Source organism: Arthrobacter sp. PvP023, from assembly GCF_017832975.1.
GTDB lineage: Bacteria > Actinomycetota > Actinomycetes > Actinomycetales > Micrococcaceae > Arthrobacter.
The window spans coordinates 621,660-645,082 of the sequence record NZ_JAFIBI010000001.1 but is presented as its reverse complement, the minus strand read 5'-3'; the positions used below and the strand labels follow the sequence as shown (position 1 = coordinate 645,082).

The following is a 23,423-nucleotide window of genomic DNA, read 5'->3' as shown; positions in this document are numbered from 1 at the left end:
GCATACTGATTCGAGGATGCGGGAACCACGAACGTTTCAAAAGCGTACAACGAGACCGGTCTGCCTGTCTCTAGCTGTATCCGAGTCGTAATGCTAAGTACGCGAGCTACTCCTCCACGAATTCCGCGGCCAGATGGATGTGGTTGTCGGCCAGCCATACCGGATTAAAGGCCTTGCTCAGGTAGTTGCTGCCGACGTCGGGAGCTATCGCCACCACCACGGACCCGTGCGGCGCGGCACGCGCGACCCTGAGCGCTGCAGCCACCGCAAGACCGGAAGAGGGCCCCACGGACAGACCTTCTTCATTCAGCAGCCGGTGCTCCGTGGTGTACACCTCGTTGTTGGGGACGCGCAGGAAGCGGTCCACAATGCCGCGGTCGAAGATCTTGGGCCACTCGGCTTCCGGCCAGGAGTTGCCCACGCCGTCCACCAGGATCTCGCCGGGGTGGCCACCGCTGTACACGGACCCAACAGGATCCGCGGCGATTACCTCAACATGGCCGCCGGTCTTTTCCTTCAGGTACCGGCCGTTGCCGCTGATGGTGCCGCCGGTCCCGATCCCCGCCACGAAATGTGTCACTTTCCCGGACGTCTGCTGCCAGATCTCCGGCGCTGTCCCTTCGTAATGGGCCAGCGGGTTGGCCGGATTGTCGAACTGCTGGGGCCGCCAGGCGCCCGGGTTTTCTGCCGTGATCCGGGCCGCGACCGCCCGTGCGTTCTCCGGCGACTCCGACGGCGCGGTCCAGTCCGTCACCACCACCCTGGCGCCGTAACGGTGCAGCGCGGCGAGCTTCTCGGATGAGATGGTGTCCCCGGTGACCACCACCACGGGGTGTCCGGTGAGGGCACCGATCAGCGCCAGCCCGATCCCGGTGTTCCCCGAGGTGCTCTCCACGATGGTTGCGCCCGGCCGGAGCTCACCGCTGCGCTCAGCCGCGCGGACCATGCTCAATGCTGTCCGGTCCTTGATGGAGCCGCCCGGATTATCCGATTCGAGCTTGACGTACACCGTGCTGCCGAGGCCCTTGGAAAGGAGATCCAGAGGCACCAGCGGCGTGTGTCCCACCTGCGCCAGGACAGCTGCGGCGTCCGCCGCAACATCAGCCTCCCGGACCGCGTGCCTGCCTGTCATGGTGCTCATCGCTGCCTTTCCGTGCCGCCGGCGGCACGGGATTCCGGGCCGCCGTTCAGGGCACTGTTGAAGCCGTTCCCGAGGAAGGCGTCCAGTTCAACGCGCGCCTCCTCCACGAGCGCCGCGGCCGGCAGGTGCCGGGCCAGCAGGCCGGAAAGACGGTCGACGACGGCGGCCGTCCCGTTTCCCAGCGGCCGCACCGCGCGCGCCTCCGCCCCGGCCAGCAGGTACGCCGCCGTCAGCGCTTCGATGGCGAGCAGCTTCCCGGCAGCATCGACGGAACGCTCCAGCTGCTGGAGTGCCAGCGGCGCCAGTGTGGAGTGGTCCTCGACATCGGCAGACAGCGTGGGCGCACCAAGTGTTGCCGGCGCCGCGAGGAATTTGAGCTCGGACAGCAGGCCGGCGGCCGAATACCAGAGCAGTCCGGGCAGCTCTTCCGGCTCCAGCGGTGACCCGTTCGTGGCAGCCTCGAGATGCCGCTGGCGGATCCGACGCTGCGGCGGGTAGAGCTTGGCGATCCGGCGTTCGCTGCTGATCCCGAGGTGGGCAAGCCCCAGGCGCAGCGCCTCGAATGCCAGGGCCAGCTGCATGGGCTGGAAGTTGCCGCCGGATACCATCCGCCCGGAGCCGATGTCGGTCAGCGGGTTGTCGCCCCGGCCGTTCAGCTCCACCTCCAGGGCGTCTTCCAGGGCCGTGACCTGCCATCGGATGGCGCCGTGGGTCTGGGGTGCCGCGCGGAAGGACAACGCGTCCTGCACGGATACCTCCCGCTCCGGGTCCTCCAGCCACCCGCCCTCGAGGAGCCGCAGCACATGGGCCGCCGTGACCGACTGCCCGTGAACTGCCTTGGCCGCCTGCACAGCCGGCGAAAACGGGCTAAGGTTGCCGCCGCCGTCGTGCCTTGCCGTCGCCTCGAGCGACAGCGCGAGCGCGGTGTCCGCGAGATCGGCGAGGCGGAGGAGGCGGCGCAGCACCAGCGCCCCGACGCCGATGGAATAGGAGTTGGAGCTGACCAGAGCCAGGGCTTCGCCGGGCGCGAGTTCCAGCGGGGCCAGCCCGGCGTCCGCCAGGGCCTGCCCGCCGGGCAGCAGCTGACCGTCCGTTGCCACCGCCTGGCCTTCCCCGATGGCGACGGCGGCCACAGCGGCGAGGTGGGTCAGGTCGGCGGAACCGACGGACCCTTCACGCGGGATCGCCGGGACCACCCCGCGGTTGAGCATCTCAGCGTAGAAGCGTGCTGTTTCCGGCCGGACGCCGGAGCCGCCGCGGCTGAAGCCCGCCAGCCGCGCCAGGATCACGGCCCGGACCTCGTCGGCGCCGAGAAACCCGCCCACCCCGCTGTTGTGGTACCGCACAACCTGCACCTGGTACGCGAGGACCGCCTGTTCATCCACGGCGGTGTCACGCCCGGACCCCAGCAAGGTATTGAGGCCGTAGACGCGGTGGCCGGAGTCGATGGCCCGCTGCACCACCTCGCGCGAAAGCCCGATCAGCTCCAGGGCGTCCACGCTCAGGACGAACTTGACGGCCGGATCAGCCGCGGCCTCGGCGATATCCCGGGCGCGCAGGTGGGCCGTGCCGATCAGGAAGTTTCCGCTGCCGCCGCCCATGGCACTAGAAGTCCAGCAGGTTCCGGCGGAAGCCGCCGTCGCCATAGCTTGTCCGGAGCAGCCCGCGGCGCCGCAGCACCGGGGCCAGCCGGTCCAGCACGCCGTGAACGGTGGCCGGGTCAACGAAACCTGAGAACAGGAAGCCGTCCCCGCCCACCTGGACACCGGTTTCTTCGAGGTAGTCGGCAATCTCCTCGGCCGTGCCGATGATGCTGTCCCCTGCGCCGCCGCTGCGGGCCTGCAGGAGCTGGCGCAGAGTGGACCCGGGAGGACCCGCCTTGGCGAAATGGTCCAGGGTGCCCTGGTTGCTGTTCGTGGTGAGCTCGGGGAGCGGGGCGTCAAGGTCGAACTGTTTGAAGTCGATCACGGAGAGGTAGGAGATGGAGTTCAGCTGGCTGTCGATGTCGCGCCGCTTCAGCTGGCGGCGCTGCTCCCGGAGCTCGTCCGCTTCGGCGCGGGAGCCCACCACGGCGGGCTTGAGGACATACAGCACCTTGACGTCGTCGGGGTTCCGCCCTGCCGCGGCTGCCTCGGCCCGGATCGAATCACGGTAGGCCTTCATGCCGTCCGCACCCCTGGCCAGGGCAATCGCGACATCCGTGTTGGCGCCCGCGAAGGCCTTGCCCCGCGGTGACGCCCCGGCCTGCACCAGCACCGGTTCCTCGGGCATCGGTGCGGTGTTCAGCGGTCCACGGACCTTGAAGAACTCGCCGTCGTGGTTGATCGGGTGGACCTTCGTGTGGTCCGCGAAGATGCCTGCGTCCGCGTCCTCCACAATGGCGTCCGGCTCCCAGCTGCGCCAGAGCTTGCGCACCACGTCCACGAATTCCTCCGCTTTCTCGTAGCGGAGGTCGTGCTCGATCTGCTGGTCCAGGCCGTAGTTCTGCGCGGCAAGGTCGCTGCCGGAGGTCACCACGTTCCAGCCCACCTGGCCGTTGGAGAAATGCTGCAGGGTGGCCAGCAGCCGTGCCGCCGTGAACGGCGGATAGAACGACGCACTCACCGTGGGAACAATGCCCAGGTGTTCCGTGACGGAGAGCAGGTAGGGCACCAGGGCCAGCGGATCGTGCTTGGGTGCGAAGGATGCCTGCGCCAGCGACACCTCGGCGCTCCCGCCGTAGGTGTCCGGCACCGTGAGGGAGTCCTCGATGATGAAAAGGTCCAGCCCGGCCCGCTCGAATTCCCGCACGGCGTGCTGGTACAGGGCGGGTTTTTTCCAGTCGTACCCGATGCCGTAGCCGGGCGTGCCCCAGCCCTGGACACCGAAACCGTGACCCACAAACCAACCGAAGTGCAGCATGGGACTGACTGTATTCCGATTCGATTCATTCACGGCTGCCTGATTTCATCCGGCGTTACAGCGGTTCATCTCCCGTCATTATCCTCCCGGCGGGGTCTTTTGTAACTGCAGTCGGGGGTCGCGCAGGGGCGGATGCGGCGCCGGTGCGCGGCCGCGGTGCGGGCGCTCCCGTTACGGAAGATGACGACGACGGCGGTGCGGGCCGCCGTCGTAAGTGTTACGTTTTTGGGGAGTAATGAGAACCGGTGCCAAGCCCTGACTGGCCGGTCGGCAACCCTCCTTCCACGGCGGGGTGCCTCAGGTGAATACTCGGCATATCGATATTCGAGTTGCAAGCGTGAGAGAAGGAGATCCGTCGTGTCCGACGCACCCGCACCGCTGGCCCCGGCAGCCGAACCGGCTGCCGCCGGCCAGGAACAACCGGCCCGGGCACTGCCGCAGGAACGGCTGGCCTACCGGCTAATCACCGGCCCCGACGACCGCTCGTTCTGCGAGCGCATCTCCGCGGCGCTGGCCGACGGCTATGTCCTGCACGGGAGCCCGGCGGCAACCTTCAACGGCACCACCGTGATCGTGGCCCAGGCCGTGATCCTGCCCGAGGCCGTCGCCAGCTCCGACGCTGCAGTGGCAACCGCAGTGGACGAACTTGAGTTCGACGCCGACTTCCCGGGCGAAGGCTTCGAGGGCCACGCATGAGCTACGCCGGAGACCTGAGCCCGCAGGACGCCTGGGCCAAACTGGAACAGGGCGCCGTCCTGGTGGATGTCCGGACCGAGGGCGAGTGGGCGCACATCGGCATCCCGGACACCAAAGCCACGGACAACGATCCCCTCTTCATCCAGTGGACCTTCCCCGGCGGCATCCCCAACCCGGACTTTGTCGACCAGCTGAAGCAGCAGGCCCCAGAGGATTCCGGCGTCGAACTGGTGTTCCTCTGCCGTTCCGGCGTACGGTCCGTCGCCGCCGCCATAGCCGCCACGCGGGCCGGGTTCACCGCCTACAACGTCCTCGAAGGCTTTGAAGGCGAACCGGACCGTTTCGGCGAACGCACCGTCAACGGCTGGAAGAACCGCGGCCTGCCCACCAACCTCGGAAAGAACTAAGTGACCTTCAATCCCGACGCCGCCGGCTGGAGCCCCGACACCCAGGCTGTCCGCGGCGGTCTTGACCGCACCAATTTCCAGGAGACCGCCGAGCCGATCTTCCTCAACTCAGGGTTCGTCTACGAATCCGCGGCAGCCGCCGAGCGCGCATTCACCGGCGAGGACGAACGGTTTGTGTACTCCCGGTACGGCAACCCCTCCGTGGCCACCTTCCAGGAACGGCTCCGGCTGCTCGAGGGCACCGAGGCGTGCTTTGCGACGGCGTCCGGCATGTCCGCCGTCTTCACGGCACTGGGCGCCCTGCTGGCTGCCGGTGACCGGGTGGTTGCCGCCCGCTCGCTGTTCGGCTCCTGCTTTGTGATTTTGAACGAGATCCTGCCTCGGTGGGGCGTGGAAACGGTGTTCGTGGACGGCCCGGACCTGGAGCAGTGGCGCGCCGCCCTTTCGGAGCCCACGACGGCGGTCTTCTTTGAGTCGCCGTCGAACCCCATGCAGGAAATCGTGGACATCGCCGCGGTCAGCGAACTGGCACACGCGGCAGGGGCGACCGTCGTCGTCGACAATGTCTTTGCCACTCCCCTGCTGCAGCGCTGCGGGGAGCTCGGCGCGGATGTGGTGGTCTACTCCGGCACCAAGCACATCGACGGCCAGGGGCGGGTTCTCGGCGGTGCCATCCTGGGCACCAAGGAGTTCATCGAAGGCCCGGTCAAGCAGCTGATGCGCCACACGGGGCCCGCGCTGTCCGCCTTCAACGCCTGGGTGCTGACGAAGGGCCTGGAAACCATGGCGCTGCGCGTCAACCATTCCTCGGCCTCCGCGCTTCGCCTGGCCGAATGGCTGGAAGACCAGCCGGCGGTCAGCTGGGTCAAGTACCCGCTGCTGAAGTCCCACCCGCAGTATGAGCTGGCGGCCAAGCAGATGAAGGCCGGCGGTACCGTACTCACGCTGGAGCTCTTGCCGTCGGCGGGCCGCACGGCGAAGGAAGCAGCCTTTGCGCTGCTGGACGCGCTGCGGATCATCGACATTTCCAACAACCTCGGCGATGCCAAGACGCTCATCACCCACCCGGCCACCACGACGCACCGCGCCATGGGGCCGGAAGGCCGGGCCGCCATCGGGCTGAGCGACGGCGTGGTCCGCCTGTCGGTAGGACTCGAGGATGTTGACGACCTCATCCGTGACCTGGAGCAGGCGCTTAAGCAGATCTGACCAGCGCGAAGCTACGACGGCCTGCCGCGCCGAACGTCAGGTGTCCAGTTCCCAGTGCAAGCGGATCGCTTCGGCTATCGGGGCGGCCGCAACGTCCACGGTGAAAGCCACGGGCGCGGTTCCGGTCTCTTCGATGACGGTGTCATGGTAGACCCGCCCGCATGCCGGGCACAGCGTGTAGAGGTCCTCGTCCCCGGGCCACTCGGCCAGTCCGGCAGGCACGGGAGTTCCCTCGCCAAGGTGCACGGGCATGCCTTCGGAGTTGGCCTGGATCAGCCCCTCGTCGCTGACGGTGTTACCGCAGACACAGGTGATGGTGGTGACATCATGTCCCGTGACTGTTGCGTATTCGGTTTCCATGGCGCGCTCCGGGGTAGTAGGAACCTGTTCAGGACTGGCGGACGCGCAACAGCACGGGCGCTTTCTCGCGCGCGGTGATGGCTTCGGTCCGGCGCATGCTCACGTCCACCGCGTGGGCAACCACTGCGGCCAGCCCGGCAGCGGCGTCCGAGGTCCCGGCAAGGCCTTCCTGCATGGCAAGGCGCTGCTGTTCCGAACCGGTCCCCCTGTCCAGGATTCTCCGCACGCCTTCCCGGGCCAGTCCCAGCTCGTCCTGTTCCGCCAGGACGGGCGCCACGTAGTCCACCAGCGCATCCACCACTTCCTCTGCGGGAGCGGGACGGAATGTGCCGAAATCCAGGAGGTCTCCCCTCAGTCCGCAATTGCTCGCCTGCCACGCGGCCATCCGCAAGAGCACCGTCGGTACGGGCGCGGGGTCCACACCGGCCCGCCATTCCCTGCTGGCCGATTCCACCAGGCCCCGCACCAGGACGGCGATCAGGGCGGCGTCCTCGGCCTGCAGGCAGACGTCCGCCACCCGGACCTCCACGGTGGGGTGGTTGCGGGAGAGCCGCGCGTCAAAATAGATCATGCCTTCGTCAAGCAGCACGCCGCTGTCCAGCAGCCGGGTGACCACGCGGCGGTACATGGAGTGCGTCCCGAAGATCTGGGACGGGCCCGACGTCGGCCAGCGGTTCCAGGCCTGGGTGCGGTAACTCTCGAAGCCGGTCTCCACGCCCTTCCAGTACGGCGAGTTCGCGCTGAGCGCGGTCAGCACCGCCAGCTTGTCCCTGATCCGGTCGATGACAGCCACGCCTTCTTCCGGGGATTCGACGAAAGTGTGGACGTGGAACCCGCAAGTCAGCTGCTCGTGGACGGTGAGGCCAAATCGCTCCTGCATGGTGGCATAGCGGGGGTTCGGTGTGGTGTGCGTCGTGGAGGCAATCGGCGAAGTCGCCAGCGCGGCCACCCGCGCATTGTGTTTCTTCGCGGCGGTGTCGGCCAGGGCCCGGCCCTGGCGGATCTGGAGGAGCAGCTCCTCATAGTTCAGGCACGGACGGGTCTGCGTCTCGATCTGCTCGAGTTTCAGTTCGGCAGTGAGCCCGGTGTCGCCGTCGTGACGGTTTGGATCGTGAGGGTCAGGGATCCGGGGTTTGTCCGGAGCGTCGTCCGCAGCAAGCGTCCGCCCTGCCAGCAGGGCGTCCGCCAGCGCCAGCGGCTCCCCGGTCACGGGGTCCACAATCAGCAGCTCTTCCTCAACCCCGAAAGTTCGCATGCATACATTGTGCTCCTGTGCCGCCCTGTAAGACAGGCGCCGCAACGGCGCCTGCCTTACAGGGCGGAACGGGTCAGTCCTGGAAGTACTCGATCTTCGCACCGATGGTGTTGAGCCGCTCGGCCAGGTCCTCGTACCCGCGCTCGATCACGTAGATGTTGCGCAGTTCCGAAACACCGCGGGCAGCCAGCATGGCCAGCAGGATACAGGCGGCCGGGCGGAGGGCGGGCGGGCAGCCCACCTCGGCGGCACGCCACCTGGTGGGTCCGTTGACGTAGATCCGGTGCGGGTCCAGCAGTTGGACGCGGGCCCCCAGCTTGTTCAGCTCGGTGAGGTAGATGGCCCGGTTCTCGTAGACCCAGTCGTGGATCATGGTCTGGCCTTCGGCATTCGCGGCAATGACGGCGAAAAACGGCAGGTTGTCGATGTTCAGGCCGGGGAACGGCATGGGGTGGATCTTGTCCGTCGGGGCATGCAATGCGGAGGGCTTCGTAGTGACGTCCACCAGCCGGGTACGGCCGTTACGGGCAAAGTACTCCCCGGAAATCTCCAGTTCCTGGCCCATCTGCTCCAGGGTGGCCAGTTCGATCTCCATGAACTCGATGGGAACCCGGCGGATGGTGACCTCGGAATTGGTCACGATGCCGGCCGTGATGAGGCTCATCGCTTCGATGGGGTCCTCGGACGGGAAGTACTCGATGTCGACGTCGATGGAGGGCAGCCCGGTGATTTTCAGGGTGGTGGTCCCCACGCCGTCGATCTCCACGCCCAGGCCCTGCAGGTAGAAGCAGAGATCCTGCACCATGTAGTTGGGGCTGGCGTTGCGGATCACCGTGGTGCCGCGGCGGTGGGCGGCCGCCATGATGGCGTTTTCGGTGACTGTGTCACCGCGTTCGCTCAGCACAAAGGTGCGGTTGTCGCCGTCGGCCGGCGGTGCCTGCACCGAATAGAAGCCGGACGTGGCTTCCACCGACAGGCCGAACTGGCGCAGGGCCTGCATGTGCGGCTCCACGGTGCGGGTGCCAAGGTCGCAGCCGCCCGCGTACGGGAGGCGGTACTCCGCGGACTCGTCCAGGAGCGGCCCCAGCAGCATGATCACGCTGCGGGTGCGGCGGGCAGCCTCCACGTCCATGGAGTCCAGGTCCAGCACGGCGGGGCGGCGGATCTGCAGATCGTTGGCATTGAGCCAGGTGCATTCGACGCCGATACTGGTCAGGACCTCCACGATCCGGTTCACTTCCTCGATCCGGGCCAGCCGGCGCAGCGTGGTGGTGCCGCGGTTGATGAGGCTGGCGCAGAGAAGGGCAACTCCGGCGTTCTTGCTGCTGTTGACGTCCACCGAACCGGATAGCGTGCGGCCGCCCTCCACCCGGAGGTGCGTCATCTGCGGCCGGCCCACTTTGACGATGCTGCGTCCAACAATGGCCTCAAGCCGCTGGATCATTTTGAGGCTGAGGTTCTGCTTGCCCTGTTCCATCCGGGCGATGGCGCTTTGGCTGGTGCCCAGCTCGGCTGCCAGCTGCCCCTGGGTCCAGCCCTTCTCCCCGCGGGCATCGCGGAGCAGCAGGCCAACGTGTTCAGCAGTCTCTTGAGTCATACAAGAAAAATATCACGCATGAGCTATTCGGCCATTCGAAACGCCGGAAAGTGCACTCAAACTCACAAAATATCCACTTCGTGCGATATGCGGGCGCCGGCCCCGGAAGCTACTGCTGCCCGAGGAACACCATGTTCCAGGCCCCCGCACCGACTGCCGCGGACACTGCCGCGGCGGCAATCAGCACGCCGCCGAGAACTACCCAGATGTCCAGCATGCTGAACGTGGACTCACGCGCCCAGGTCCGCTGCGCACCGCCGAACCCCCGAGCCTCCATGGTGACGGCCAGCCGTGACGCCCGGCGCACGGCCTGGACCAGGAGCCCAAAGCTCTGTCCGAGCGTGGCCTTGAGGCGCTGCGCCGGACTGCCGTGCGAGCCCACACCGCGGGCGCGCCGGGCCATGCCGATCGTCTGCCATTCTTCGGCCATCAGCCCCACGAGCCGCATGGCGGCTAGCGTACCCAGCACGAAGCGGTGCGGCAGCTTCGCTTTCTGGGCGAGGGCGTCTGCCAGGTCGGTCGGGTCCGTGCAACTCATCAACAGCACCGCGGGGAGGGCGATCGCCACCCCCCGCAGCAGGAATCCCAGCCCCAGCTCCAGCGAACCTTCACTGATGGACCAGATGCCGACGTCGAGCAGTATCCTTCCGGCGTCAGGCGCCAGAATCGAGGTGCTCCAGCCGCCCAGTGCAGCCGCCAGGATCAGCGGCCAGCCACGCTGCCAGAGCAACGCGACGGTCAGTCCCGCCAGCGGAAAGAGCAGCAGCTCGAAGGCCAGCGCCACGGAGGCGGACACCCAGTCGATGGACAGCGCCAGCACCACGGTCATCAGCATGACGACGGCGAACTTGGCCAGCGGATTGGCCCGGGTGAGCAGGGCGTGGTTCGCCTGCAGGGTCAGCGCTTGCCTCATGGTGCAGCCACCTTCGGGTTGCGCAGTCCTGGCCGCCCGGGTTCGGGCGCGCCCAGTTTCAGCTCGGTACCGCCCAGGACGTCGCTGAACTCCTGGTCGTGGGTCACCGACACCACGGCGGTGCCGGCGTCGAGGAGTTCGGAGAGGAAGGAGGCGAGCTCGGCCCAGGTGTTGGCGTCCTGGCCGAACGTGGGCTCGTCCAGGATCAGCACGCGGGGATGCGCGGCCAGGACGGTGGCGACAGACAGCCGGCGCTTCTCCCCGCCGGAGAGTGTGTAGGGGTTGGCGTCCACCAGCTTGGTCAGCCGGAGGCGCTCCAGGAGTTCGTCCACGCGATCCTCGCCGTGGCCCAGGTGCCGCGGGCCGAACATCAGCTCATCCAGCACCCGGCCGGTGACGAACTGGTGCTCCGGTTCCTGGAACACGGTGCCGATCCGGGAGATCAACTGCTCCGCCTTCCACTTGTACGGGTCAATGCCGGCACCTTGGCTGAGGTCGACCGTGGCGGAAACCGAGCCCTCCACCGGCTGGAGCAGCCCGGCGAGGGTCAGGGCAAACGTGGACTTTCCGGAACCGTTGGGACCCGTGATGGTCAATGCCTGGCCGGCGCGGACCTGCGCCGTGATGCCGGACTGCACGGGGACCGGCGGGACAGCCTTGAAGCGCCGCCGGCGGGGGCGTTCGCGGGACACGGCAAGGTTTTCGGCGGCCAGCAGGAGGTTCCCGGCCCCCGGCTCGCCCTGCGTTCCAGTGGCACCCGGCACTCCTGCATCACCCGTTCGCGCCCGGGTGGCGGGCACGTACCCGGGCACCCATACGCCGGCGGAGACGAGCATGTCCCGCGCCTCTGCCAGGACCCGGTCCGGAGGGCCGTCCAGGAGCACCGCGGTGTCCGTGGAAGATCCCGGCTGCAGCACCACGATCCGGTCCACAAGGTCCTTCCACACGCCCACGCGGTGTTCCACCACCACCAGCGTTGCCCCGGTCTTGTCCAGGCACCGGCCCACGGCGTCACGGACTTCCAGGACGCCGGCAGGGTCCAGGTTGGCAGTGGGCTCGTCGAGGAGCAGCAGTCCCGGGCGCATGGCGAGGATCCCGGCAAGCGCGAGGCGCTGCTTCTGCCCGCCGGACAGGGCCGACGTCGGGTGGTCCAGCGGCAGGTGGGCCAGCCCGACGTCGTCGAGCGCCTCTCCGACACGAGTCCAGATGTCCGCGCGCGGCACGGCGAGGTTCTCGGCGCCGAAGGCGACGTCGTCCCCCACGCGGGAAAGGACCACCTGCGTCTCGGGGTCCTGCTGCATGAGGCCGGCGCGGCCGCGCTGAGCACGCGGCGGGGCACCGTCGATGAGCAGGGAACCGGTCTCGTCGGAGTCGTCGGCATCCGGCGTTCCGTCGTGGTGGGCTCCGGAGTCGCTGTCCCCGAGCACCCCGGCGAGTGCGTGCAGCAGCGTGGATTTGCCCGCGCCGGAGGGACCCAGCAGCAGCACGCGTTCGCCCGGCTGAATGTCCAGGTCCAAGCCGTGGACGGCGGGCCGGGACCGGCCGGCATGCCGCCAGCCCCAGCCGCGTGCCGTAACCGCTGCCGGGCGGACGGTGTCGGAAGGCGTCATGAGCAGTGTGCGTTCATCAGGAGAAGACAGGCTCCGTCGCTGCCTTGCGGGACGCGAAGGAGCTCAGCACACCGGTCCGGGCCAGTCCGCGGGTGGCGAGCCAGGACAGGCCGCCGGCGATGATGGCGCCGGAGATGGCCGTGAAGATGATGTAGGCCAGCTTGTCGCCGGCAGCGTAGGCGATGTTCCAGCCCCACGGTGCGAACGAGTCGTTCAGGCCGCAGAAGAGGCCTGCAGCGGCACCGGCCAGCAGCGAAACGGGCAGGTTGAACTTCTTGTAAACGAACACCGCGAAGATGATCTCCGCGCCGAGCCCCTGCACGAAGCCGGAGAACAGCACCGATGCGCCGTACTGCGAGCCCATGATCAGCTCACCCGTGGCGGCCACTGTTTCGCAGAACAGGGCGGCTCCGGGCTTGCGGATGATCAGCATGCCCAGGACGGCGGGAATCATCCAGCCGCCTGCGATAAGGCCGGTCAGCGGCGGGTAGACGGCGTTCATGGGCGGCGAAACTGCGGCAGCCCCCTGGGACCAGGCCCAGAAAATGACGCCTCCGGCTACTGCGATCAACGCGGCAACCACAATGTCCACCACACGCCAGTTGTACTTGCTGTTGCCAAGCGTCTGCTTGGCCGTAATTCCAGTCATTTTCTTCCTCCTGAGGTACAGGAGGGGAGAGTGTTCCCCGGACCGTCCGCGGCTTCCGCCGCCTGCTGCCGGACACTCTGAGAACTCGACTCCCTTGCGCCGGTACTAACCGGATCAGGTTCGAGGGTCTGCGGCTGTCCGCACTCTCAGCGCCCGCCTCCGGTTCCCTGGAATGTTCCAGTGATGCCCGACGGCGACGCTCCCCTGTCGTATCAATTCGCCCTTGTGGGCGTGGATCAGTTTACACCCGCGGGCCCGCGAAATCCCGGGGAGGGTGTCACAATGCGCGGTGATGCGGCCGGGTTGATGCGGCTAGGCTAGGGGAAGCCCTGTTTCCGTTGTTTCCCACCTGTAAAGGGGTACTGGAGTGAGTTTTTTCATCAAGCTGCTTGGAACCGGAGTGAGCCTGCTTGCCGGATTCGCCGGCACCAAGGCCGTTGACGTCGTCTGGGAAAAGATCACCGGCCGCAAGCCCCCGAAGGGCGACAAGGACGACGTCCCCACCACCCTGCGCAGCGCCCTGACCTTTGCGCTGATCTCGGCGGCTGTCAGCGCCATCATCCAGGTCCTGGCCAACCGGGGCACGCAGCGTGCCATCACCCGCTTCGCCAAGAGCCAGGACATCGTCTAGGCCCACTCGGGAGAGTTTTTGTCCAGGTAACGGGAGCTGATCGGCCGCCAAGTCGCGTTATCTGGACAAGAACTTCACCAGGGGTGGCGGCCCGGAACTTCTTGCGGGCGCCCCTTAGGCTGCGCCGTCGTCACCCTCGACGGCGGCGCGCTTTTCTGATTCCTGCCTCGCGGCGGCCTTCTTGTCGGCTGCCTTCAGCACTACGGCCTCCAGTTCATCCGTGGTGAGCAGTTCCTTGTGCAGGTGCTTGGTGCGGTAACCCGCCCTGCCCACCATGTGGGCGGACACCGGAACGGTGAGCACCTGGAAGATCCACGCCACGAACAGCACGGGCCACACCCACCAGGTCCGCAGCTGCAGGCCCACCGAGGCCAGCAGCAGGAAGAGTCCCAGCACCTGGGGCTTCGTGGCGGCGTGCATCCTGCTCATCAGGTCGGGGAAGCGCAACAGGCCGATCGCCGCACCGAGGGACATCAGGGCGCCCACCACCATAAAGATGGCCGACACTGCATCAATGACTGTGTCCACGGCGGATGGTTCAGGATTCATGGGGCTGCTCCCGCCGGTCGGCCACGAAGCGCGCCACGGTCACGGACCCGATGAACCCGATGATGGACAGCGCCACGAGCAGCATCAGGTTGTTCAGGTGCCGGTTGACGGCCATGTCGATGCAGAGCGTGGCACCGATGATGGCCAGCAGCACGTCAGAGGCCAGCACCCGGTCCAGCAGGGACGGGCCGATGGCGATCCGGACAATCGCCCCGGCTGCCGCCAGGGACAGGATCACGGCCGTTACGGTCAGGACGACGTCCATCATGCGCCCACCTCCTGTTTCAGTGCGGCCAGTTCCTCGCGGGTGCCCATGATCCTGATCAGTGCCGCCTCGGCATCCCGGACCTCTTTGCGCAGGTTCACAATGTCCTCTCCGCTCCGCACATTCAGCCCGTGGATGTAGAGCGTGGACGTGGAGCGGTCCACCTCCACCACCAGCGAGCCCGGAATCAGCGAGATGACGTGGCCGGTGGCCGTCACCATCAGGTCCGAGTGGCTTCGCAGTTTGACGGCGACGACGGCGTTGGTCACCTTGGGCCCGCGGGCCAACGCGAGGTACAGCACCTGGAAGCTGGCGGCCACCACCTTGGCCAGGAACACCAGGGCGAAGGGGACTGCCCGCACGATGCTGAAGCGGCCGCCCAGCTCCACCGGGGGCAGGTAGAAAAGCCGTGCCACCACGACGGCGATCAGCGCACCGAACAGCAGGTTACCGGGGCTGAAGTCCTGCCAGAGCGCGGCCCAGACGAACACCAGCCAGACCAGCAGGGGCAGTTCCTGCCGGATTGAGATCCGTCGGCGGTTCATTTCTTCCCCTCCTGCTGCACAGGCTCAGGCTGCGCGATCGGGGGCACGGGGGCGTTTTCGCCCAGCACGGCCTGGATGTACGCGGACCGGTCCAGCATTTCCACGGCCGACTGGTCCGCCACCCGGAAGAGCGGGCCGGCAAAGACGGTGAGCGCCACGCCGAAGGCCACGAGGCCCAGGGTTGATCCCACCATCGTCCGCGGCAGCAGCGTGACGTTGCGCTTGCCCGCGCGGTCGCCCGTGTCGGAGTCCTCAGGGGCCGCGAGCAGCACGGGGTCCGGGTTCTCGGCGTCCTCGGGTTTGCGCCAGAACGCGCGGTTCCACACACGGGCGATGGCCAGGAGCGTCAGCAGGCTGGTCACGACGCCGCCGATCACCAGGGCGTAGGCCAGCGGGGTGCCAAGCTGCACACCGGCCTGCAGCAGCCCGAGCTTGCCCAGGAAACCCGAGAACGGCGGGATGCCGGCCAGGTTCATGGCGGGGATGAAGAACAGCAGGGCCAGGATCGGGGACAGCTTGGCCAGGCCGGCGACGCGGTCGATCGACGAGCTTCCGCCGCGGCGTTCGATCAGGCCCGTGACCAGGAAGAGACTGGTCTGGATGGTGATGTGGTGGGCCACGTAGAACACTGCCGCGCCGAGCCCGGCCACCGAGGACATCGCCAGCCCGAACACCATGTAGCCGATGTGGCTGACGAGGGTGAACGAGAGCAGACGCTTGATGTCGCTCTGGGCCAGCGCACCCAGGATTCCCACCACCATGGTCAGTAATGCCGCCACCATCAGCGGAGTGTTCAGCGAGTCCCCCGGGAAGAGGAGCGTCTCGGTGCGCACCATGGCATAGACGCCCACCTTGGTCAGCAAGCCGGCGAACACCGCCGTGACGGGGGCCGGTGCGGTGGGGTACGAGTCAGGAAGCCAGAAGGACAACGGGAAGACAGCCGCCTTGATGCCGAAGGCCACCAGCAGCATCACGTGCAGCAGCATCCGCGTTCCGGAGTCCAGGTCCGCGAGCTTGACGGCGAGGTCCGCCATGTTGATGGTTCCGGTGGCGCCGTAGATCATGGCGATGGCGATCAGGAACAGGACGGAGGACACCACGGAGACCACCACGTAGGTCACGCCGGCACGGATGCGGGGACCGGTCCCGCCGAGGGTCATCAGCACGTAGCTTGCCGTCAGCAGGATCTCGAACCCCACGTAGAGGTTGAAGAGGTCACCCGACAGGAACGCGTTGGACACGCCGGCCACCAGGATCAGGTAGGTGGGGTGGAAGATCGACAGCGGTGCGTCCTGGTCGCCGTCGGCCATGCCCTGGCCTGTGGCGTACACCAGCACCGCGAGGCTGACCGTGGAGGAGACCACCAGCATCAGGGACGAGAACTGGTCCACCACCATCACGATGCCCCACGGCGGCAGCCAGCCGCCGATGTTGACGGCCGCGGTTCCGCCGTCCCAGACGGAAGCCAGCAGCACGCATTCCAGCAGGAGCGTCAGAGAGAGCAGCGTAATGCTGACGGCCCGCTGGGCCCGGGAGTGCCGGATCAGCACAAATGTCAGGGCGGCACCGAGGATGGGAAGTACGACGGCGAGCGGGGCAAAGCTTGCGATGTTCACTTCACGCCTCCTTCCGGGCCGGGTGTCACGTTTTGGGAGCCGGGCTGCTCTTCCGCAGCGGCGTCCTTGGCTTTGATCTTGCGGTCGCCGGCCTTCACGGTGGCCACGCCGCCTTCCGGGCCGCCGCCTGACGTGCCGCGGCCGGAACCGCTGCCGGCGGAACCGTTGTCCGCGGACAGGTCAGAATCACTGATGCCCCTGCCGTCCGAACCAATCATGGTCAGCGGGAACTCTGAGGTCTCCACCGGAATCTCGGAATCATCCTCCGCGTCGAAGCTGGGGGTCTCGGCGACGCGGATGTCCTCGACGTCGTCCTGGATCTCATCGCGGCGGGCCAGCACCCAGGTCCGGTAGATGATGCCCAGCATGAAAGCGGTCACTGCGAAGGAAATCACGATCGATGTCAGGATCAGTGCCTGCGGGAGGGGGTCGTTGTAGTCGCGGGGGTCCGTGTCCTTGCTGAACATGGGCGCCAGGCCGGCGTAGCCGCCGGTGGCCAGGATCAGCAGGTTGGTGGCGTTGGCCAGCAGCATCAGGCCCAGCAGCACCCTGGTGAGGCTGCGTTCCATGATCAGGTAGATTCCGCAGGCATAGAGCGCGCCCATGACGGTCAGCAATGTCAGGTTGACGCTCATGCCTTCCCCCTCCCGGTGGTTTCGGCGGGAATCCCGTCCGGTTCCTGCCCTTCGGTCTCGCCCTCGGGGTTCTCTTCAAAGTGCTCATCGATTTCTGCGCCCAGGCTGCGCAGCACGTCCAGCACCAGGCCCACCACCACGATGTAGACGCCGATGTCGAAGATGGTGGAGGTGACGAACTTGATGTCGCCGAACACCGGCAGCCACAGTTCGATGATGGCGCTCTGGAACACCTGCCCGCCCAGCAGGAGCGGCACCACTCCGGACGCCGCCGCCGTGGCCAGCCCGATTCCGAGGAGCGTTCCCGCGCCCACCGGCGTGGCCTCCCGCAGTTCGAAGCGGCCACCGGCGAGGTAGCGGATGGTCAGGGCGAGCCCGGCCGTCAGACCGCCGGCGAAGCCGCCGCCCGGAAGGTTGTGACCGGCGAGCAGGAGGTAGATGGAGAAGACGATCATCGAGTGGAACACCAACCGCGTGACCACTTCGAAGATGATGGAGCGGCGCTCGGGGGCCATGGTGCGTCCTGCCACGAGCCAGGCGTCCCGGGTGGAGGCCGCGAATTTGCGGCTCAGGGCCAGCGCGGCGCTGTCACGGGAGCTCTGGCCCGCACCGGAGCGCCGGCCTACTGTTCCTTCGGCCACGGAGGATGAGGCCCGGATGCCGTCGCCGCGCCCCTTGACGAAGATGAGGCTGGCGACGCCGGTGGCGGCCAGTGCCAGGACGGAGATTTCGCCGAAGGTGTCCCACGCCCGGATGTCCACGAGGGTGACGTTGACGATGTTCAGTCCCCCGCCGCCTTCGTAGGCAAGCCTCGGGAACTCCAGGGCGACGGGCGTCGCGACCCGCGCGCCCATGGCGTAGATGGCCACGAAGATCATGGTGACTCCGAACGCCGCCCCGATGATCACGCGGATCACCCGGTACTTGCCGCCTGTGCGGTCCCGGAGTTCGGCCGGCAGGCTGCGCATGGCCAGGACAAACGCCACCAGGATGATGGTTTCCACCAGCATCTGGGTCAGGGCGAGGTCCGGTGCGCCCTGCAGCGCGAACATCAGGGCGATGCCGTAGCCGGTCACGGAGACCATCAGCACCGCGAGGAACCGCTTGTTCGCCCGCACGGCTGCCAGCGCCCCGATCACGATGCCGGCCCCGGCCACCAGCTGCAGCGGAGAATTGGGATCGATGAAGTACAGCCCGTCCGGCAGGGGCTTCCCGGCGATGAGCAGGGCGGTGAGCGGAAGGGTGAACGCCACCGTGAGGATCACTGCGAGGTAGAAGAACAGCGAACCACGCTGCGTGCGTCCCGTGACCCACACGGCAACGTCATCCAGCGCACCGATGGTCAATTGGTAGGCGCGGTCGCCGTCCACCCACGCCGGTACCAGGCTCTGGCCCCTGGCGACCAGGTTGCGGCCGTAGAACATCGCCAGGCCGAGCACGAAGGTGATGGCCGTCAGGCCCAGCGCGGGCGTGAGTCCGTGCCACAGCGCGAGGTGTCCCGCGGCGGTGGCCGGATCGCCGCCGTCGTGCACGAATCCCGCGGCGTAGGGCTGGATCCAGCCGTCAACCGGCGCCGGCCACAGGCCGTAGACGATCGTGAGCAGGCTCAGCAGGGCGGGGGCGGCGAGGAAGGACGGCTTGATGGCCTTGAACGGCGTGGGGTCGATGCCAGGCTTCGACGCGAAGGCGCCCCACATAAAACGGGCGCTGTAGGCGAAGGTAAGGATGGACCCCAGGACCAGTCCCCCGAGCACCACCAGGCCCCAGGAGCCGGCCGCATCAGCGGACGTGCCGTAGTGCACGAAGGCCTCGAACACCGATTCCTTGGCCACGAAGCCTGCCAGCGGGGGGATGCCGGCCATTGACGCGGCACCGATGGCCGCAACCACGGCCAGGGCACGGGAGGACTTGTAGACGCCGGAGAGCTTGCGGAGATCGCGGGTTCCGGACTGGTGGTCGATGATGCCCACCACCAGGAACAGGGTGGCCTTGAAGAGCCCGTGGGCCAGGAGCAGGGCCAACCCGGCCAGGGCCGCATCGGGTTTGCCGAGGCCCACCACCATGGTGAGGAAGCCGAGCTGGCTCACCGTGCCGTACGCCAGGATCAGCTTGATGTCGGTCTGCCGCAGCGCGCGGTACCCGCCCACCAGCATGGTGGCCAGGCCGAGTCCCAGCACCATGGGCAGCCAGTACGCCGTCTCCGCGAAGCCCGGCGCCAGCCGCGCCACGAGGTAGACGCCGGCCTTCACCATCGCCGCGGCATGGAGGTAGGCGCTCACCGGTGTGGGCGCCGCCATGGCTCCGGGGAGCCAGAAATGGAACGGGATCAGTGCGGACTTGGTCACGGCACCGATGAGGATCAGGACGACGGCGGCGCCCACGGCCCCCGCTGCCGGCCCGGTGGTCAGCCCGGGAGCCTGTTCCAGGATGGCCGAGATCCGGTAGGTTCCGGCGCTGGAGCCCAGAATAATGAGGCCCACCAGCATGGCCAGGCCGCCCGCCGTGGTGACCATCAGGGCCTGCAGGGCCGAGCGCCTGGCGGAGAGCCGGGTGCGGGCGTAGCCGATCAGCAGGTAGGACAGGACGGTGGTGAGTTCCCAGAAGATGAACATCAGGAGCAGGTCATCGGCCGTGACCAGGCCGAACATCGCCCCCGCGAAGGCCAGGAGCTGGGCACCGAAACCGCCCAGGTTGCTGTCCTTGTTCTTGAAGTAGCGCGCACAGTAGACCAGCACCAGGGCACCCACGCCGAGCACCAGCAGTGACATGATCCAGGACAAGGGGTCCATCCGGAACGCCAGCTCGATCTTGAGTTCCGGGATCCAAGGAAGGATTTCCGTGACGGCGCTGCCCGTGAAAGGTGGGGCGGCGGAGGCCTGCCCGTATGCTCCCTGGTACACGGCGTCGCGCTGCAGGAGCAGCCAGACGAATGAGCCGGCGGGGACCGCCGCCAGCCCGTAGAACGTGTTCCTGCGGAACTTTCGGAAGAAGAACGGCGCCACGGCAGCCACCGCGAAATGCACGGCAAGGACTGTGATCACTGGTGTCTCCGCAACGTCAGGAATTCGATTGTCAAAAGTTGGAGCAGGCGGTCATTCGTCAGGTTCGGTGCACACAGTTTATCAAGCGGATGCAAACACTTTTGCCACGTGCCCGTGCTGTCCGGGGCGGATTCTCACCGGCGCCCGGGAGTTTCCGCCGACTGTTCACTCGCCGTTGCAAATGGTTCGCCGTATCGCCGGGGGCGGATAGCATTCAGCCTATGAACCCCGTCGCCGCTTCCGCGGCCACCCAGCCCCCGTCCGAACTGGAGTCCGGAACGTCGGCCACCAGCAAGGGCAAGGTCCTCGCGTGGGCCGCATGGGACTGGGGCTCGGCGGCCTTCAACGCCGTGATGACCACGTTCGTGTTCACGGTGTACCTGACCTCCAACGCCTTCGGCGGAGAAGACCAGGCCTCCGCAGTGCTCGGCGGCGCGCTGGCGATTGCCGGGGCGGCCATCGCCCTTCTGGCGCCGGTAACGGGCCAGCGTTCGGACACCGGCGGCCGCCGGAAGCTGTGGCTCGGGGTCAACACGGCCGCCGTCGCGGTCCTCACCGGATTGTGCTTTTTCGTGTTTCCGCGGCCGGAGTTCCTGCTGCTGGGCGTCACACTGATCGCGCTGGGGAACGTTTTCTTCGAGTTCGCCGGGGTGAACTACAACGCCATGCTGGCGCAGATTTCCACCCCAAAGAACATCGGCAAGGTGAGCGGCTTCGGCTGGGGCATGGGCTACCTGGGCGGCATCGTCGCCCTGCTGATCGTGCTGCAGCTGTTCGTCCAGCCCAGCTTCGCGTGGTTCGGCGCGTCCACCGAAGAGAGCCTCAACATCCGCCTCGTGGCGGTGTTCTCCGCCCTCTGGTTTTTCATCTTTGCGTTGCCCGTCCTGTTCGCCGTGCCGGAACTGCCCAGGCCGCAGCAGGGTCCGAAGCTGGGGTTCCTGGCTTCCTACGGGTTGCTCATACGCCGCATCAAGGCGATCTACCGGACCAGCCCGCACACCATTTTCTTCCTCCTCGCCAGCGCCATCTTCCGTGACGGCCTGGCCGCCGTCTTTACTTTTGGCGGGATCATCGCCGCGGGAACCTTCGGTTTCCAACTGAAGGAAGTCATCTTCTTTGCCATCTTCGGCAACATCGTTGCGGCTGTCGGTGCCATGATCGGCGGCTTCCTGGACGACCGAATCGGGCCAAAAGCCGTCATCCTCGGCTCGCTCGTCGGACTGCTGATTGCGGGCACGGTCATCCTGGTCCTGGGCAACGGCAGCTATGTCTTCTTCGGCCAGGCCTGGGCCGGCACCACCACGTTCTGGGTCTTCGGGCTGTTCCTGTGCCTCTTCGTTGGACCGGCCCAGTCCTCCTCCCGCGCGTACCTTGCCCGGCTGGCACCCCATGGCGAATCCGGGGAGCTCTTTGGCCTCTACGCCACCACCGGCCGGGCGGTCAGCTTCCTGGCACCAACACTTTTCACGCTCTGCATCGCGGTGGCGTCACCGCTTGTGGCACCTGGCGAAGCCCAGCGCTGGGGCATCCTCGGCATCATGGTGGTGCTCCTCGCAGGGCTGCTGGTGCTGCTGCCGGTCAAGGCGCCCGGAAAGGTGGAAATCGCCGTGGTTCCTGCGGACTGAGGTCCCGCCGGCAATTCGTGGTTTCGACACCCCAACGCCCTCTTCGCGGACTAGGCTGGTGCCATGAACGTGGATGAGACAGACCTCCCTGGCCTCGGCAGGCGTAAGGATTTCATGACGGCTTCAGGCCGCCGAATCGGCGTGGTGGAATACCGCGAAGGTCAGACCGAGCTGATCGTTTCCACCTGGGACGATCCTGACACGTGCCAGGCGTCCATCCCGCTGACCGCCGACGAAGCGGCGGCTCTGGGCAACCTGCTGGGCGGGCAGCGCCTGGCCATGCAGCTGTCCGAAGAGCACCGCGAAATCCCGGGGATCGTCACCCGCCAGTTCTCCATCGGCGGGGACTCACCGTTCCACAACCAGCCCATGGGCAAAGCCTGCATCCGCACCCGCAGCGGCGTCTCCATCGTCGCCATCATGCGGGAAGGCGAGGTGCTCCCCTCCCCGGGGCCGGACGTCGTCCTTCACCCCGGCGACCTGCTCGTGGCGGTCGGAACTCAAGAAGGCCTCGATACAGCAGCCGATATCCTGCGCAACGGCTGAGCGGCATGGATCCGCTCGCGCTAACCCTCATCGAACTGGGGGCCGTCGTGTTCTGCCTTGGCCTGCTGGCCAGGCTGGCCGGGCGGATCGGGATGTCCCCCATTCCCCTGTATTTGGTGGGCGGGCTGTTTTTCGGGGCCGGCGGACTGGTCAAGCTGGAAGGCATGCACGAATTCGCGCATCTTTCCGGCGAGATCGGCGTCATCCTGCTGCTACTTATGCTCGGATTGGAATATACGGCGGCTGAGCTGGTCACCGGCCTCCGGCGGTCGTGGAAGGCCGGCGTCCTGGACCTCGTCCTGAACTTCATTCCGGGGGCGGGCCTGGCCCTGCTGCTGGGCTGGGGCCTGGTGGGAGCGATGGTGATGGGCGGCGTCACATACATCTCGTCCTCCGGCATCGCAGCCAAGGTGATTACGGACCTCGGCCGGATCGGTAACCGCGAAACCCCGGTGGTCCTGTCCATCCTGGTCTTCGAGGACCTGGCGATGGCCGTCTACCTGCCCGTCCTCACCGCCACGCTGGCCGGGGTCAGTTTCCTGGTGGGGCTGCAGACCGTCGGAATATCGCTCGGCGTGGTCACCGTGGTGCTGGTAGTGGCCCTCCGGCACGGGCACCACGTGTCCAAGGCAGTGCACAGCGAAAATTCCGAGGTGTTCCTGCTGAACCTTCTCGGCGCCGCGCTCCTGGTTGCCGGCCTCGCCGCCGCCATGCAGGTCTCGGCCGCGGTGGGGGCCTTCATGCTGGGCATCGCCATTTCCGGCGCCACGGCGCACAGCGCAACGCGGATCCTCGAACCCCTCCGGGACCTCTTCGCGGCCATCTTCTTCGTGGTCTTCGGCCTCAACACCGACCCATCATCCATCCCGCCGGTACTGGGATGGGCGCTGATCCTGGCTGTCCTCACCGCCGCCACCAAGATGATCACGGGAATCTGGGCGGCCAAGCGGGCAGGAATTGGCCTGCCGGGCCGGTTCCGTGCGGGAGCAGCACTGATTGCGCGCGGTGAGTTCTCCATCGTCATCGCCGGCCTGGCAGTGGCTTCCGGTGTGGTGCCGCACGATCTCGCGGCGCTGGCCACGGCCTACGTGCTCATCATGGCCATCATGGGCCCGCTGGCGGCACGCTACGTGGAGCCGGTCGTGAAGATGCTGCGCCGCCCGGCAAAACCCCGGCCGGCCGCCCGCCCCATCTGACGCTCTCTCAGATCCTGCCGCCTTTTCAGCGACGCT

General features: G+C 67.2%; 22 protein-coding genes and 2 riboswitches. Of the genes, 7 read left to right on the top strand and 15 right to left on the bottom strand.

Going from position 1 to position 23,423, the window contains the following annotated elements; translation table 11 throughout:
• Nucleotides 1-106 precede the first annotated feature (106 nt).
• From JOE31_RS03005 to JOE31_RS02995, 3 genes are read right to left on the bottom strand one after another with little or no spacing between them, the layout of a single operon-like run.
• A complete protein-coding gene (locus JOE31_RS03005) occupies nt 107-1,141 on the bottom strand; it encodes a PLP-dependent cysteine synthase family protein (RefSeq protein ID WP_209742064.1) in 1,035 nt (344 codons plus the stop codon).
• Nucleotides 1,138-2,742 (bottom strand): aromatic amino acid ammonia-lyase, encoded by a 1,605-nt coding sequence (locus JOE31_RS03000; protein ID WP_209742063.1) that lies wholly within the window; start codon nt 2,740-2,742, stop codon nt 1,138-1,140. The genes JOE31_RS03005 and JOE31_RS03000 overlap by 4 nt, the downstream gene beginning before the upstream one ends.
• 4 nt (nt 2,743-2,746) lie before the next feature.
• The gene (locus JOE31_RS02995; RefSeq protein ID WP_209742062.1) at nt 2,747-4,042 is read right to left on the bottom strand and encodes an NtaA/DmoA family FMN-dependent monooxygenase; all 1,296 of its coding nucleotides are present in this window, start codon (nt 4,040-4,042) and stop codon (nt 2,747-2,749) included.
• A 231-nt stretch (nt 4,043-4,273) separates the two neighbouring features.
• Nucleotides 4,274-4,386: riboswitch (SAM riboswitch) on the top strand.
• A 34-nt stretch (nt 4,387-4,420) separates the two neighbouring features.
• Between JOE31_RS02995 and JOE31_RS02990 the strand changes: the two genes are divergently transcribed.
• Genes JOE31_RS02990 through JOE31_RS02980 form a run of 3 tightly spaced genes read left to right on the top strand, consistent with a single transcriptional unit; the run spans nt 4,421 to nt 6,354 of the window.
• Nucleotides 4,421-4,738 carry a DUF1737 domain-containing protein gene (locus JOE31_RS02990; RefSeq protein ID WP_374100877.1) on the top strand — a complete coding sequence of 106 codons (318 nt, stop codon included), beginning with the start codon at nt 4,421-4,423 and terminating at the stop codon, nt 4,736-4,738.
• On the top strand, nt 4,735-5,145 hold the full coding sequence (locus JOE31_RS02985; protein WP_043485100.1) for a rhodanese-like domain-containing protein: 411 nt from the start codon (nt 4,735-4,737) through the stop codon (nt 5,143-5,145). Before JOE31_RS02990 ends, JOE31_RS02985 begins: the two co-directional genes overlap by 4 nt.
• Complete coding sequence (locus tag JOE31_RS02980; RefSeq protein ID WP_209742061.1) at nt 5,146-6,354, top strand: O-succinylhomoserine sulfhydrylase; 1,209 nt, start codon at nt 5,146-5,148, stop codon at nt 6,352-6,354.
• Nucleotides 6,355-6,390: 36 nt separating this feature from the next.
• Here the strand turns inward: JOE31_RS02980 and JOE31_RS02975 are convergent, their stop codons facing one another.
• The 6 genes from JOE31_RS02975 to JOE31_RS02950 all read right to left on the bottom strand — a co-directional run bounded on the left by JOE31_RS02975 (nt 6,391) and on the right by JOE31_RS02950 (nt 12,738).
• Nucleotides 6,391-6,714 (bottom strand): hypothetical protein, encoded by a 324-nt coding sequence (locus tag JOE31_RS02975; RefSeq protein WP_209742060.1) that lies wholly within the window; start codon nt 6,712-6,714, stop codon nt 6,391-6,393.
• A gap of 28 nt (nt 6,715-6,742) precedes the next feature.
• On the bottom strand, nt 6,743-7,969 hold the full coding sequence (locus JOE31_RS02970) for a glutamate--cysteine ligase (RefSeq protein ID WP_209742059.1): 1,227 nt from the start codon (nt 7,967-7,969) through the stop codon (nt 6,743-6,745).
• A gap of 73 nt (nt 7,970-8,042) precedes the next feature.
• Complete coding sequence (locus JOE31_RS02965; RefSeq protein WP_209742058.1) at nt 8,043-9,566, bottom strand: UDP-N-acetylglucosamine 1-carboxyvinyltransferase; 1,524 nt, start codon at nt 9,564-9,566, stop codon at nt 8,043-8,045.
• 109 nt (nt 9,567-9,675) lie between these two features.
• Nucleotides 9,676-10,479 carry an energy-coupling factor transporter transmembrane protein EcfT gene (locus JOE31_RS02960; protein ID WP_209742057.1) on the bottom strand — a complete coding sequence of 268 codons (804 nt, stop codon included), beginning with the start codon at nt 10,477-10,479 and terminating at the stop codon, nt 9,676-9,678.
• Nucleotides 10,476-12,089, bottom strand: coding sequence for an ABC transporter ATP-binding protein (locus JOE31_RS02955; protein WP_209742056.1), 1,614 nt, complete (start codon nt 12,087-12,089; stop codon nt 10,476-10,478). The genes JOE31_RS02960 and JOE31_RS02955 overlap by 4 nt, the downstream gene beginning before the upstream one ends.
• A gap of 16 nt (nt 12,090-12,105) precedes the next feature.
• Entirely contained in the window at nt 12,106-12,738 is a 633-nt protein-coding gene (locus tag JOE31_RS02950) for an ECF transporter S component (RefSeq protein WP_209742055.1), read from the bottom strand.
• Between the two features lie 73 nt (nt 12,739-12,811).
• Nucleotides 12,812-12,954: riboswitch (TPP riboswitch) on the bottom strand.
• 151 nt (nt 12,955-13,105) lie between these two features.
• Here JOE31_RS02950 and JOE31_RS02945 point away from each other — a divergent pair.
• Entirely contained in the window at nt 13,106-13,369 is a 264-nt protein-coding gene (locus JOE31_RS02945; protein WP_011693690.1) for a DUF4235 domain-containing protein, read from the top strand.
• Between the two features lie 114 nt (nt 13,370-13,483).
• Here JOE31_RS02945 and mnhG read toward each other — a convergent pair whose 3' ends face one another.
• From mnhG to JOE31_RS02915, 6 genes are read right to left on the bottom strand one after another with little or no spacing between them, the layout of a single operon-like run.
• A complete protein-coding gene (gene mnhG, locus JOE31_RS02940; RefSeq protein ID WP_209742054.1) occupies nt 13,484-13,918 on the bottom strand; it encodes a monovalent cation/H(+) antiporter subunit G in 435 nt (144 codons plus the stop codon).
• Nucleotides 13,908-14,186, bottom strand: a complete 279-nt coding sequence (locus tag JOE31_RS02935) for a monovalent cation/H+ antiporter complex subunit F (protein WP_209742053.1) — start codon at nt 14,184-14,186, stop codon at nt 13,908-13,910. The genes mnhG and JOE31_RS02935 overlap by 11 nt, the downstream gene beginning before the upstream one ends.
• Nucleotides 14,183-14,728, bottom strand: a complete 546-nt coding sequence (locus JOE31_RS02930) for a Na+/H+ antiporter subunit E (protein ID WP_011693693.1) — start codon at nt 14,726-14,728, stop codon at nt 14,183-14,185. The genes JOE31_RS02935 and JOE31_RS02930 overlap by 4 nt, the downstream gene beginning before the upstream one ends.
• Nucleotides 14,725-16,344 (bottom strand): Na+/H+ antiporter subunit D, encoded by a 1,620-nt coding sequence (locus tag JOE31_RS02925; RefSeq protein WP_209742052.1) that lies wholly within the window; start codon nt 16,342-16,344, stop codon nt 14,725-14,727. The genes JOE31_RS02930 and JOE31_RS02925 overlap by 4 nt, the downstream gene beginning before the upstream one ends.
• Nucleotides 16,341-16,979, bottom strand: a complete 639-nt coding sequence (locus tag JOE31_RS02920) for a Na(+)/H(+) antiporter subunit C (protein ID WP_209742051.1) — start codon at nt 16,977-16,979, stop codon at nt 16,341-16,343. The genes JOE31_RS02925 and JOE31_RS02920 overlap by 4 nt, the downstream gene beginning before the upstream one ends.
• Nucleotides 16,976-20,020 (bottom strand): Na+/H+ antiporter subunit A, encoded by a 3,045-nt coding sequence (locus tag JOE31_RS02915; protein ID WP_209742050.1) that lies wholly within the window; start codon nt 20,018-20,020, stop codon nt 16,976-16,978. Before JOE31_RS02915 ends, JOE31_RS02920 begins: the two co-directional genes overlap by 4 nt.
• 221 nt (nt 20,021-20,241) lie before the next feature.
• Between JOE31_RS02915 and JOE31_RS02910 the strand changes: the two genes are divergently transcribed.
• The 3 genes from JOE31_RS02910 (at nt 20,242) to JOE31_RS02900 (ending at nt 23,387) form a co-directional block, all read left to right on the top strand.
• Entirely contained in the window at nt 20,242-21,645 is a 1,404-nt protein-coding gene (locus tag JOE31_RS02910; RefSeq protein WP_209742049.1) for an MFS transporter, read from the top strand.
• Between the two features lie 63 nt (nt 21,646-21,708).
• Complete coding sequence (locus JOE31_RS02905) at nt 21,709-22,191, top strand: cation:proton antiporter regulatory subunit (protein ID WP_209742048.1); 483 nt, start codon at nt 21,709-21,711, stop codon at nt 22,189-22,191.
• 5 nt (nt 22,192-22,196) lie between these two features.
• Nucleotides 22,197-23,387 (top strand): cation:proton antiporter, encoded by a 1,191-nt coding sequence (locus tag JOE31_RS02900; RefSeq protein WP_209742047.1) that lies wholly within the window; start codon nt 22,197-22,199, stop codon nt 23,385-23,387.
• Nucleotides 23,388-23,423: the final 36 nt, after the last annotated feature.

Excerpts from the sequence above, each read along its gene's own strand:
- JOE31_RS03000 (WP_209742063.1), bottom strand. The coding sequence starts at position 2,742 with ATGGGCGGCGGCAGCGGAAACTTCCTGATCGGCACGGCCCACCTGCGC.
- JOE31_RS02930 (WP_011693693.1), bottom strand. The coding sequence starts at position 14,728 with ATGAACCGCCGACGGATCTCAATCCGGCAGGAACTGCCCCTGCTGGTC.
- JOE31_RS02970 (WP_209742059.1), bottom strand. The coding sequence starts at position 7,969 with ATGCGAACTTTCGGGGTTGAGGAAGAGCTGCTGATTGTGGACCCCGTG.
- JOE31_RS02900 (WP_209742047.1), top strand. The coding sequence starts at position 22,197 with ATGGATCCGCTCGCGCTAACCCTCATCGAACTGGGGGCCGTCGTGTTC.
- JOE31_RS03005 (WP_209742064.1), bottom strand. The coding sequence starts at position 1,141 with ATGAGCACCATGACAGGCAGGCACGCGGTCCGGGAGGCTGATGTTGCG.
- JOE31_RS02975 (WP_209742060.1), bottom strand. The coding sequence starts at position 6,714 with ATGGAAACCGAATACGCAACAGTCACGGGACATGATGTCACCACCATC.
- JOE31_RS02985 (WP_043485100.1), top strand. The coding sequence starts at position 4,735 with ATGAGCTACGCCGGAGACCTGAGCCCGCAGGACGCCTGGGCCAAACTG.
- JOE31_RS02965 (WP_209742058.1), bottom strand. The coding sequence starts at position 9,566 with ATGACTCAAGAGACTGCTGAACACGTTGGCCTGCTGCTCCGCGATGCC.
- JOE31_RS02905 (WP_209742048.1), top strand. The coding sequence starts at position 21,709 with ATGAACGTGGATGAGACAGACCTCCCTGGCCTCGGCAGGCGTAAGGAT.
- mnhG (WP_209742054.1), bottom strand. The coding sequence starts at position 13,918 with ATGAATCCTGAACCATCCGCCGTGGACACAGTCATTGATGCAGTGTCG.
- JOE31_RS02935 (WP_209742053.1), bottom strand. The coding sequence starts at position 14,186 with ATGATGGACGTCGTCCTGACCGTAACGGCCGTGATCCTGTCCCTGGCG.
- JOE31_RS02910 (WP_209742049.1), top strand. The coding sequence starts at position 20,242 with ATGAACCCCGTCGCCGCTTCCGCGGCCACCCAGCCCCCGTCCGAACTG.
- JOE31_RS02955 (WP_209742056.1), bottom strand. The coding sequence starts at position 12,089 with ATGACGCCTTCCGACACCGTCCGCCCGGCAGCGGTTACGGCACGCGGC.
- JOE31_RS02995 (WP_209742062.1), bottom strand. The coding sequence starts at position 4,042 with ATGCTGCACTTCGGTTGGTTTGTGGGTCACGGTTTCGGTGTCCAGGGC.
- JOE31_RS02950 (WP_209742055.1), bottom strand. The coding sequence starts at position 12,738 with ATGACTGGAATTACGGCCAAGCAGACGCTTGGCAACAGCAAGTACAAC.
- JOE31_RS02920 (WP_209742051.1), bottom strand. The coding sequence starts at position 16,979 with ATGAGCGTCAACCTGACATTGCTGACCGTCATGGGCGCGCTCTATGCC.
- JOE31_RS02960 (WP_209742057.1), bottom strand. The coding sequence starts at position 10,479 with ATGAGGCAAGCGCTGACCCTGCAGGCGAACCACGCCCTGCTCACCCGG.